Origin of the sequence: Tistrella arctica (genome assembly GCF_039630945.1) — a bacterium.
Taxonomy (GTDB): Bacteria; Pseudomonadota; Alphaproteobacteria; order Tistrellales; family Tistrellaceae; genus Tistrella; species Tistrella bauzanensis.
In genome coordinates this window covers 161601-173071 of record NZ_JBBKTV010000004.1, presented here as the reverse complement: position 1 = coordinate 173071, position 11471 = coordinate 161601, and the positions used below count along the sequence as shown (strand labels likewise).

Below are 11471 nucleotides of genomic sequence, written 5' to 3'. Positions count from 1 at the left end.
TTTCGTGATGTCGGACGGGTCAGCACGGCACCGCCGCGTTTTTGCGGGTGTAGAAGAACCAGGTGACGGCCACACAGGTGACATAGAAGACGAGGAAGCCGATCAGGGCCGCTTCCGGGCCGCCGGTGGCGGCGATCGAGCTGCCATAGGCCTTGGGGATGAAGAAGGCGCCATAGGCGGCGAGGGCCGAGGTGAAGCCGATGATCGCGGCCGATTCGCGTTCCGCCTGGCGGAGCCGTTCCGGCGGCGCCATGCCCGGGCTGGTCCGGTCGACGACGGTGCGCATGATCACCGGGATCATCTGGAAGGTGGAGGCGTTGCCGATGCCGGTGGCCAGGAACAGCACCATGAACATGGCGAAGAAGCCCCAGAACGCGCCGGGCTGGTCTTTGATGCCCAGGAAGTAGAGCACGCCCAGCACGCCGGCGATCATCAGCAGGAAGGTCCAGAAGGTGACGCGCCCGCCGCCGAAGCGGTCGGAAATCCAGCCGGTGCCGGCCCGCGACAGGGCGCCGACCAGCGGCCCCAGGAACACGAATTGCAGCGAGTCGACCTCAGGGAACTGGGTCTTGGCCAGCAGCGGGAAGGCGGCGGCATAGCCGATGAACGATCCGAAGGTGCCGGTATACAGCCAGCACATGATCCAGTTGTGGCTGCGGCTGAAGATGACCGACTGTTCCCGGAACGAGGCCCGGGCCGAGGCGATGTCGTTCATGCCGAACCAGGCGGCGATGGTGGCCAGGATCAGGAACGGCACCCAGATGAAGCCGGCATTCTGCACCCACAGCAGGTCGCCGGCGCTCGTGGCCCGCCCGCTGCCGCCCATCGCGCCGAACACGCTCATGGTGATGACCAGCGGCACCAGGAACTGCATGACGCTGACGCCCAGATTGCCGAGGCCGGCATTCAGGGCCAGGGCGTTGCCCTTCTCGGCCTTGGGAAAGAAGAAGCTGATATTGGCCATCGACGAGGCGAAGTTGCCGCCACCCAGGCCGCAGAGCAGCGCCAGCACCAGGAAGATCACATAAGGCGTGTCGGGGTTCTGGACCGCATAGCCGATGCCGAAGGCGGGGATCAGCAGGGATGCGGTGGTCAGGGTGGTCCACAGCCGGCCGCCGAAGATCGGCACCATGAAGGAATAGAAGATGCGCAGCGTGGCGCCCGACAGGCCGGGAAGGGCGGCCAGCCAGAACAACTGGTCGGTGGTGTAGGTGAAGCCGATCGCCGGCAGCTTGGCGATCACCATGCTCCACACCATCCAGACCGAGAAGGCGAGCAGCAGGCAGGGGATCGAGATCCACAGATTGCGCCGCGCGATGCGCCGGCCGGTGGTCTGCCAGAAACCCGGATCTTCGGGCCGCCAGTCCTCGATCACCCGGCCCATGGCGGCGGTCTGTGCCGGCCCGTGGATTTCCCGCATCTCGGGCAGCTCGGGCAGGGCGTCGAGTTCGGTCGACAGGTGCTGGCGTTCCATCTGCCGGATCGATACATGCATCCAGATGAAGGCCACCGACACGATCGCGAACAGCAGCATGAAGCAGCTTGTCCAGATGCCGGTCAGGTCGAGCATGACGCCGAAGATCAGCGGCAGGACGAAGCCGCCAAGCCCGCCGATCAACCCGACCAGACCGCCGACGGCGCCGACATGATCGGGATAATAGACCGGGATATGCTTGTAGACCGCGGCCTTGCCCAGCGACATGAAGAAGCCCAGGACGAAGATCAGGATCACGAACGGCACAAGGCCCATGCTGGTCGTGAAGCTGATCGGCCCGCGGATGCCATGGATGACATAATCGGTCGCGGGGTAGGACAGCATGAAGGTGGCGATCGCCGAGACGCCGAAGGTCCAGTACATGATCGTCCGCGCGCCCTTACGGTCTGACAGATGTCCGCCATACGCACGAAAGATACTGGCCGGCACCGAATAGAACGCGGCGAGCAGGCCGGCGGTCTTGATGTCGAGGCCATAGACGCCGACCAGATAATGCGGCAGCCACAGCGCCAGCGACACGAAGGCACCGAAGACGAAGAAGTAATAGAGCGCGAACCGCCACACCTGCAGCCGCTTCAGGGGCTCAAGCTCCAGAAAGGCGCTGCGCGGACGGCTGCCGCTGGCACGCCGGGCGATGGTCTGCGGATCGTCGGCGGTGACCAGCCAGAAGATGATCGCCGTGACCGCCAGAACCGCGGCCCAGATCAGGGCGACCGTGGTCCAGCCGAAGGCGACCATGATCAGCGGCGCCAGCAGCTTGGTGACCGCGGCGCCGACATTGCCGGCGCCGAAAATGCCCAGCGCCGTGCCCTGGCGTTCACGCGGATACCATTTCGACACATAGGCCACGCCGACCGCGAATGTGCCGCCGGCAAGCCCCACGCCCAGTGCCGCGACCAGCATCATGGTGTAGGTTTCGGCAAAGGCCAGCAGCGCGGTCGCGGCCGCCGCGGCCAGCATGGTCAGCGCGAAGACCGGACGCCCGCCATACTGGTCGGCCCAGACCCCCAGCACGATCCGGACCAGAGAGCCGGTCAGGATCGGCGTGCCGACGAGAAGGCCGAACTGGGTATCGCTCAACCCCAGATCCTGCTGAATGCGGATGCCGATGATCGAAAAGATTGTCCAGACGGCAAAAGAGATGGTGAAGGCAAAGGTACTCATACCGAGTATCTTGCCGGCTTGCGGGGGTGCGGCGCTGGTCTGTACCTGCATGGTATCCACCTGCCTTGGCGGCCCTGACGGAGGACTCGCATTTGTGGGTGACCAGACGTTATTTTGATGAGGCGCCGTAGATGTTGATCCAGATCAAGAATGGCGGGCAGGATGACGAAACAAATCTCGATATGATGTTCGCATTGTATAAAAATACGTTATCTGTCGTCGTGATTTACATTCGCAGAGGCAGAGGATATATGTTCATCAAACTCAACCTTGATAAATATCAAGGGAAGCCACATGCGCCCAAATGACCTGCCTGACATCCGGGACCTGCCCCTGTTCCGCAGCATGGACGAAGCCAGCTTCGCCGAGCTGATGAATGCCGCCTATCTTCAGAAATTTCCCCGTCAGGTTGATCTGATCTTCGAGGGGGAACCGGCTGATTTCCTGTATGTGGTGATCGAGGGCTGCGTCGAGCTGTTCAGCCGCCATGCGGGGCGCGAGACGACCCTGGGAATGGTGGTGCCGGTGAGTTCGTTCATTCTGGCGGCGGTGATCCGCGACGCGGCGTATCTGATGTCGGGCCGGACCACGGAAGCCTCTCGCATCCTGATGATCCCGTCCGAGAATATCCGGGCGATCTTCGAGAAGGATGGCGCCTTCGCCCGCGCCATCGTGCGCGAACTGGCGCTCGACTTCCGGGTGATGATCAAGGAATACAAGAATCTGAAATTGCGGCCGGGGATCGAGCGGCTGGCCAACCGGCTGTTGCGTCTTCACGATCAGACCGCGGCCGCCGGCAGCTTCATGCTGCCTTACGACAAGAAGACGCTGGCCTCGATCCTTGGCATGACGCCGGAAAACCTCTCGCGCGGCTTCGCGACCCTCAAGGCCTATGGCGTTGATGTGTCGGGCAATATGATCACCATCACCGATGTCGATGATCTGCGGGCGTTCGCGAAGGTGAACCCTTTCATCGACCAATAGCATCGACCAATAGCATCGATCGCGACCTGATCGCGGCGCGGCCGCAAGCGGCAACGATTATCGGGCTTTGACACGAAAGGCGCGACCGCTGTGCCCGATCGGTGATCAGGCAACGCGGCGCGCCTCTGATGCCGGCCCTTTGCCAACCAGGTGAAGGCCATTTTCCAGACAGATGAAGAGCTTAGGGCAGGGGGCGGCTTAGAACGCGGTGTTGTGGGCCACGAACTTGGTGTTCAGATAAGCCTCGATCGCCTCGCTGCCACCTTCAGACCCGTGACCACTTTCCTTGATGCCGCCGAACGGCACTTCCGGCAGCGCCAGCGCCCCCTGATTGATCGAAATCATCCCGCTTTCGATATCGGCCGACAGATTGGCGGCGGTGCGCGCCGAGCTGGTATAGGCATAGGCGGCGAGGCCATAGGGCAGGCGGTTGGCCTCGGCGATCAGCGCGTCGTAATCGCTGAAGGTTGCAACCGGCACCACCGGGCCGAAGGGTTCCTCGCTCATGATCCGGGCCGAGAGCGGCACCCCGGTCAGCACGGTGGGCTTGAAGAAATAGCCGGTATTGCCGATGCGCTCGCCGCCGGTGCGCAGCGTGGCGCCATTGGCCAGCGCGTCGGCGACCAGCGCCTCCATGGCGTCGACCCGGCGGCTGTTGGCCAGGGGGCCCATCTGCACGCCGTCGTCCAGGCCGTTGCCGACCTGGAGTGCGGCGGCGGCCTGGGTGAAATCGTCGACGAAACGGTCGGCCACCGCCTCGTGGACCAGGAAGCGGGTCGGCGACACGCAGACCTGACCGGCATTGCGGAATTTCTGCGCGGCCAGCGCTTTGGCGACGCGGCCGGCATCGACGTCGTCGAACACGATCGCCGGGGCATGACCGCCCAGCTCCATGGTGGCCAGCTTCATATGCTGGCCGGCCAGCGCCGCCAACTGCTTGCCGACCGCGGTCGAGCCGGTGAACGAGATCTTGCGGATCACCGGATGCGGGATCAGATAGGCCGAAATCTCGGCCGGCACGCCATAGACCAGATTGACCACGCCGGCGGGCAGGCCGGCATCGACATAGGCGCGGACCAGTTCGGCGCAACTGGCCGGGGTTTCCTCCGGGCCCTTGACGATGATGGTGCAGCCGGCGGCCAGCGCCGCCGAAACCTTGCGCACCACCTGATTGATCGGGAAATTCCACGGCGTGAAGGCGGCGACCGGCCCCACCGGCTCCCGCGTCACCAATTGCTGGGTGCCGGCGAAACGGGGCGGCACGATCCGGCCATAGGCGCGGCGGGCTTCCTCGGCGAACCACTCGATGATGTCGGCGGCGGCCATGGTTTCGGCCCGGGCCTCGGCCAGGGGCTTGCCCTGTTCCAGGGTCATGATCCGGGCGATGTTGTCGGCGCGCTCACGCAGCAGGCCGGCCGCCTTGCGCATCAGCTTCGACCGGTCATAGGCCGGAACCTTGCGCCAGGTCTTGAACGCGCGGTCGGCGGCCTCCAGCGCCCGGTCCAGATCGGCGGTGGTCGCATGGGCGACGCGGCCGATCTCCGCGGCCGTCGCCGGGTTCAGAACCGCTTCGTCAAAGCCGGTGCTGCCGGCGGTCCAGGCGCCGTCGATGTGGAGGCGGGTATCAGGGTACATGGGTCAGGTCGCTCCTTGGGGCGAGGGCGTATCGTCATGGCGCCAGCGCAGCCGCACCCCGCCGTCATCAGTGGCATCCAGCGCCGGGATCGCCTGCAGCAGCAGGCGGGTATAGGGATCGGCCGGATGGTCGAAGATCTGGTCGCGGCTGCCTTCCTCGACGATCCGGCCCTGGTTCATCACCACCACCCGGTTGGCCAGTTGTTCCACCACCGCCAGATCATGGCTGATGAACAGGCAGGCGAAGCCGTGGCGGCGTTGCAGATCGGCGAACAGATCCAGGATCTGGGCGCGCACGGTGGTATCCAGCGCCGAGACCGGCTCATCCGCGATCACCAGCCGGGGCCGGCGGACCACCGCGCGCGCGATCGCCACCCGCTGGCGCTGCCCGCCCGACAATTCATGCGGATAGCGGCTGGCATAATCCGGCCCCGATGCGGTTCGACCCGCGCCCCCCTCGCCCTGGCTCTTCTCACCCTGGCTCTTCTCACCCAGGCCGACCTCGCCCAGAACCTCGGCCACGCGGGCGCGGATGGCGGCCCGGTCCATGCCCGATCCACGCAGCGCCTCGGCCACGAGCTGGCCCACGGTCATGCGCGGGTCCAATGAGGAATAGGGATCCTGGAACACCATCTGGCAATTGCGCCGGTATTCGGTCCACACCGCACCGCGTGCATCGTCGACCGGCTGCCCGTCGAACAGGATCTGGCCGCTGCTCGGCCGGGTCAGCCGGGCGATCACCCGGCCCAAGGTGGTCTTGCCCGATCCGGAACTGCCGACCACCGCCACCACCTCTCGCGGGCGGATGGCAAGGTTGATGCCGTCCAGCGCGCGTTTGGGGGCCGCCGCCTTGCGGAACAGCCCGCCACGGCCGCCGAAATCCACCACCAGATCGCGCACCTCCACGAAGGGGGCGGCGCCGGCCTCGACCGGCGGCACGGTCTGGCGGCGGGGCATGGCCTGTAACAGCTTGCGGGTATAGGGATGGCTGGGCGCGCGCAGGATATCGGCGGTCGGCCCCTGTTCCACGATCCGGCCCTGGCACATCACGATCACCCGGGCGGAATAGCGCGCCACCATCGCCAGATCATGGCTGATCATCAGCACGGCGGTGCCTTTTTCGGCGGTCAGCGCCACCATCAGGTCCAGCACGTCGCGCTGAACCACGGCATCCAGCGCCGTGGTGGGTTCATCCGCCACCAGCAGCGCCGGCGATGGCAGCATCACCGATGCCAGCATGATCCGCTGGCGCATGCCGCCGGAAAATTCATGCGGCCACGACCGCAACACCCGTTCCGGATCGCTGAGCCCCACCCGGTCGAGCATCGCCAGGATCGCCTGCCGTCGGCCGGCGGCATCCAGGCCGGTGTGCAGAACCAGTGCCTCTTCCAACTGCCGGCCGATGGTCAGCGAGGGGTTCAGCGAGGTCATCGGCTCCTGAAACACCATGCCGACCCGCCCGCCGCGCAAGCGCCGCATCTGGCGGGGCGTCAGCCCGGCCAGATCCTGGCCGTCGACCCGCACCGTGCCGCCGCGCTGGCGCACCGCCGGCGGCGCCAGGCCCAGCACGCTGCGCGCGGCCAGGGTCTTGCCGCTGCCGCTTTCGCCGACGATGGCGACGATCTCGCCCGGGTCGACCGTGAAGCTGACCCGGTCGACCACGATCCGGCCGGCTTCGCCGATACCGAGTGTTAAATCGCGAATATCGACCAGCGGTGGTGTTGTGCCTGCGGATGGCGGTGCCGGGGGCGTCGTCATGCGATGTTCCTCATCCGCGGGTCCAGACGGTCGCGCAGCGCATCGCCCAGCAGGTTGATGCCAAGCAGGGTGAGCGAGATGCACAGGCCCGGAAAGATGCCGAGCCAGGGTGCCTGCGACATGAAGGCCCGCCCGCCTGAGAGCATGTTGCCCCAGCTCGGTGATGGCGGCGGCGCCCCCAGCCCCAGAAAGCTGAGCGCGCTTTCCGACAGCAGCACCCAGCCGAACATCGATGTGGCGAGCACGGTGAGCGGCGCGATGCAGTTGGGCAGAATATGGCGCAGCATGGTGTAGACCTCGCCATGGCCCATCACCCGCGAGGCCTCGATGAAGGCATTTTCGCGCAGGGACAGCACCGTGCCGCGCACCACGCGCGCAACCGACGGCGTATAGGCAAGGCCCAGTGCCAGAATGATGCCCGGGCGGCTGGCGCCCAGCACCACCAGCAGCCCCAGCGCCAGCAGGATGCCGGGAAAGGCCAGCAGGGCATCGTTGAAGGTCATCACGATCCGGTCGGTCCAGCCCCGGAAGAAGCCGGTCAGCACGCCGATGACGGTGCCGATGGTGACGGCGAAGATGACCGTGGCGATGCTGATCGAGATGCTGGCGCCGGCGCCGGTCATCAGCCGGCTGAGCACGTCGCGGCCGAATTCATCGGTGCCGAGCAGGAAGCTGCCGCCGGGTGGCGCCAGCCGCGCCATCAGGTTCAGCGCCAGCGGATTGTGCGGCGTCCACACCAGGCTGATGGCGGCGGCAGCCAGGCTGATACCCACCAGCAGGCCGCCGACAACGCCGCGAAGCGAGCGGAAAATCGTCATCGCGCGGGCCTCATTCCAGGGTCACACGGGGATCGAAGATCGGGTAGCACAGATCGACGATCAGGTTGACCACCACATAAGCGGCGGCGATGAACAGCAGGCAGCCCTGGATGACCGGGTAATCGCGGGCGAAGATGCCGTCGACCATGAACCGGCCCAGCCCCGGAATGGTGAACACCGTTTCCACCACCGCGATGCCGCCCAGCAGATTGCCCATGATCAGCCCGATCAGGGTCCAGGTGGGTGCGAAGGCGTTCTTGAAGGCATGGCGCCACAGCACCACCGGTTCCGACAGCCCCTTGGCGCGGGCATGGGTGATGTAATCCAGGCGCTGCACCTCCAGCATGCTGGCGCGTGCCATACGGATGATCACCCCGGTTTCGTGCAGGAACAGGGTCAGCACCGGCAGGGCCAGATACAACAGCCCGGCCTGAAAATCTTCCGTCAGCCCGACATAGCCGATCACCGGCAGCCAGCCCAGATGCAGGCCGAAGAACAGCAGCAGCAGCAGCCCCAGCCAGAAGGTGGGGATCGACAGCAGCAGGGTGGCGACGGCGATCAACCCGATATCGAGCGCGCTGTCCTGGCGCCAGGCGGCGATCATCCCGGCCGGCACCGCCGCCAGCGTCGCCAGCAGCACGGCAATGCCGACGATGGTGCCGCTGATCGCGAACCGGTCGAGGATCTGCGGCAGCACCGGCTGACCGGTGGTGATCGACCGGCCGAAATCGCCGGTCAGGATCTGCCCCAGCCACAGCACGAACTGCACCGGCAAGGGCTTGTCCAGCCCCAGATCGGCGCGCAGCGCCGCCAGGGTTTCAGGTGTGGCCATGTCGCCCAGCATCAGCGAGGCCGGATCGCCCGGAATCAGGCGGATCAGAAAGAACACCGTCGCCGCCACGATCAGCAGCGTCGGCACCCCCATGGCGATGCGTGTTAGGATGAAACGCCCCATCCTGGTCTCCCCGGCTTCTGGTTCGGCGGGCTGATCCGCGCCTCATCGGTCACGCGGCGAGCATCACCGGATCGGCCGACAGATCATAGCGTGTGAAGCCGCGCTGCACCGCCGGCAATGGCAGAACATCCATGAAGCCCGATGCCGGCTCCATCGCGACCATGGCGACGGTCGCCGACAGATTGCCGGCGAAGTTCTGTCGTGGCGGCCGGCAGACCGCGTAGGGCGTGCCGAAATCATCGAAGAAGGCGCGCTTCATGTCATCGAGCGTCAGGGCCGCGCCGGCCGCATCCAGCAGCCGGCGGACCCGCCAGTCGCGATAGAAGCTGTCGGGCATGTTGACGGCGCCGCCATCGCGCAGCTTGGCCCGGGCCTCCGGGCTGATCCAGTGATTGGCATGCACGATCATCTCGGCCTCCGGCAGCACCGGAAACGCCTCGTCGGGGGCGCATTCGAAATTGATCGCGAAGCCTTCGGCGGTGCTGATCATGATGTTGTTGGAACAGGATTTGGGCGTGGTCGCCACCGCCCGGATCGCCTCGGCGAAATGCGCCTGTTCCAGCACCTTGCGGCGGATCAGCGCCAGCGGCACGCCCGTGGTGCGGAAATCGCGCTCGCATTCCAGGTAATTGGCGGTGATCGCGATCCCGGCGCCGTTCAGCCCCGATCGGGCGAGCCCGCCGGCCTCGACGAAGGTGAGTATATCGGGGCCGTCGTCGCTGTGGATGCGCAGCACGATGCCGGTTTCCGCGCATTCCGACCGCCAGTCCCAGTTCTGGCCATGCAGCAGCCGGCCGTTGCGGCTGCGGCCCGGCAGGATGATCGCGCCGGTGCAGCCATCCTCGGGCTCCATCGGCTCGGCGGCGGCCGGGCTGGCTGTGGCGGCGGCCGTCAGCCGGCGCGCCTTGGCCACCACCTCGGTGCGGGCATTGATCATGATCACGTCGTCGAGCGGCACGGCCGCGCCATCGGCGATGCCGCGCATCTCGTCGAGATAATGGGCGCCGAATGCCTCGATCCGCTCGGCGAAGTCGCGGATCAGCGCCGCGCGCATCGGGGCGCCGGCCCCCATGCCGTCGAGCGCGCGGGCATAGAGGGCGGCGCTGCGGGCGACGCGGTCGGGCACCGCCGCGCCATATTGGCGGCCGCGTTCATAGGGCGTGCCCGAAACCGACACGAAGGGGAACTGAAGGGGCGTGTGTGCGGTCATCGTCATCGGGTCTCGGTATAAAGCCTGAATGGCGGGCGGCCTGCTGACCGCCCGGTTCTGAAATCGGCGGCGGCGGTCAGTTGACCGCCCGGTCCTGAAATCGGCGACGGCGGTCAGTTGACCGCCTTCAGCGCGGCATCGATGGTCTCGACCACCTGCGCCATCTGTTCCGGGGTGATGATCAGCGGCGGCGACAGCACCAGATTGTCGCCCGCCACCCGCACCAGCACGCCGGCCTCGAAGCAGCGGTCGATCACCTCGCCGGCGCGGGCGCCGGGGGCACCCTCGCGGCTGTCCAGCTCCACCGCGGCCAGCAGGCCGATATTGCGGATGTCGCGGACATGGCGCGCGCCCTTCAACTGATGGACGGCGGCTTCCCATGCGGTGCAGATCTCAGGGCCCCGCGCGAACAGACCCTCTTGTTCATAGGTGTCGAGCGCGCCGATACCGGCGGCACAGGCCAGCGGATGGCCGGAATAGGTATAGCCGTGCATCAGTTCCACGGCGGCGTCGGGGCCCGACATGAAGGCGTCATACACCGCGCGCGACGCGATCACCCCGCCCATCGGCACGGCGCCATTGGTCATGCCCTTGGCGCAGGTGATCAGATCGGGTGTCACCCCCAGCACGCCCGATCCGAACGGGCCGCCCAGCCGGCCGAAGCCGGTGATGACCTCGTCGAAGATCAGCAGAATGCCGTGGCGGGTGCAGATCTCGCGCAGCCGCTCAAGATAGCCGACCGGCGGCGGCAGCACGCCGCCCGATCCGGTGACCGGCTCCACGATCACCGCGGCGATGGTGGAGGCATCATGGATCTGGACGATGGCTTCAAGCTCGTCGGCCAGATGCGCGCCCCAGGCCGGCTGACCGCGCGAGAAGGCGTTGTGGGCAAGGTCATGGGTGTGGGGCAGGTGGTCGACATCGCCCAGCAGCGGCCCGAAATCGCGGCGATGGCGCGCGATGCCGGCAACCGACAGCCCGCCGAAGCCCATGCCGTGATAGCCCTTGGCGCGGCCGATCAGCTTCACCCGGTTGGCCTGGCCTGACACCTTGTGATAGGCGCGGGCGATTTTCAGCGCCGTATCCACCGCCTCGGACCCGGAATTGGTGAAGAACACCCGGTCCAGCCCGGCGGGGGCGTGTTCGGCGATGCGTTCGGCCAGCACGAAGGCCAGCGGGTGGCTCATCTGGAACGACGAGACGTAGTCCATCCGCCCGGCCTGGGTGCGGATCGCCTCGACGATGCGCGGCGCATTGTGGCCGGCATTCACACACCACAGCCCGGCCATCGCATCCAGCACCTGCCGGCCATCCGCCGTGGTGTAATGCATGCCATCGGCCGCCACGAACATGCGCGGCCCGGCCTTGAAGGCCCGGTTGGCGGTGAACGGCATCCAATAGGGCTCAAGACTGCCCGGCCGGGGGTCGGAAAACTGGACGGTCATGCCGCAT

9 protein-coding genes are annotated in these 11471 nt (G+C 66.5%); 2 read left to right on the top strand and 7 right to left on the bottom strand.

Features of this window, described 5'->3' with window-relative positions:
* Positions 1-19: 19 nt before the first annotated feature.
* Complete coding sequence (locus WG924_RS10390) at positions 20-2710, bottom strand: nitrate/nitrite transporter (protein ID WP_372044698.1); 2691 nt, start codon at positions 2708-2710, stop codon at positions 20-22.
* A gap of 80 nt (positions 2711-2790) precedes the next feature.
* Here WG924_RS10390 and WG924_RS10385 point away from each other — a divergent pair, with 80 nt between their 5' ends.
* Together WG924_RS10385 and WG924_RS10380 are read left to right on the top strand one after the other, a co-directional pair.
* A complete protein-coding gene (locus tag WG924_RS10385) occupies positions 2791-2967 on the top strand; it encodes a hypothetical protein (RefSeq protein ID WP_345932959.1) in 177 nt (58 codons plus the stop codon).
* A complete protein-coding gene (locus WG924_RS10380) occupies positions 2954-3643 on the top strand; it encodes a cyclic nucleotide-binding domain-containing protein (protein WP_345932958.1) in 690 nt (229 codons plus the stop codon). Before WG924_RS10385 ends, WG924_RS10380 begins: the two co-directional genes overlap by 14 nt.
* A 198-nt stretch (positions 3644-3841) precedes the next feature.
* Here WG924_RS10380 and WG924_RS10375 read toward each other — a convergent pair whose 3' ends face one another.
* From WG924_RS10375 to aptA, 6 genes are all read right to left on the bottom strand, one after another.
* A complete protein-coding gene (locus WG924_RS10375) occupies positions 3842-5278 on the bottom strand; it encodes an NAD-dependent succinate-semialdehyde dehydrogenase (protein WP_345932957.1) in 1437 nt (478 codons plus the stop codon).
* A gap of 3 nt (positions 5279-5281) precedes the next feature.
* The gene (locus WG924_RS10370) at positions 5282-7036 is read right to left on the bottom strand and encodes an ABC transporter ATP-binding protein (RefSeq protein WP_345932956.1); all 1755 of its coding nucleotides are present in this window, start codon (positions 7034-7036) and stop codon (positions 5282-5284) included.
* On the bottom strand, positions 7033-7854 hold the full coding sequence (locus tag WG924_RS10365; RefSeq protein WP_345932955.1) for an ABC transporter permease: 822 nt from the start codon (positions 7852-7854) through the stop codon (positions 7033-7035). Before WG924_RS10365 ends, WG924_RS10370 begins: the two co-directional genes overlap by 4 nt.
* A 10-nt stretch (positions 7855-7864) precedes the next feature.
* Entirely contained in the window at positions 7865-8809 is a 945-nt protein-coding gene (locus WG924_RS10360) for an ABC transporter permease (RefSeq protein WP_345932954.1), read from the bottom strand.
* Positions 8810-8858: 49 nt separating this feature from the next.
* Positions 8859-10025, bottom strand: a complete 1167-nt coding sequence (locus tag WG924_RS10355) for a C45 family autoproteolytic acyltransferase/hydrolase (protein WP_372044699.1) — start codon at positions 10023-10025, stop codon at positions 8859-8861.
* Positions 10026-10132: 107 nt separating this feature from the next.
* Entirely contained in the window at positions 10133-11464 is a 1332-nt protein-coding gene (aptA, locus tag WG924_RS10350; protein WP_345932953.1) for an omega-aminotransferase AptA, read from the bottom strand.
* Positions 11465-11471 lie beyond the last annotated feature (7 nt).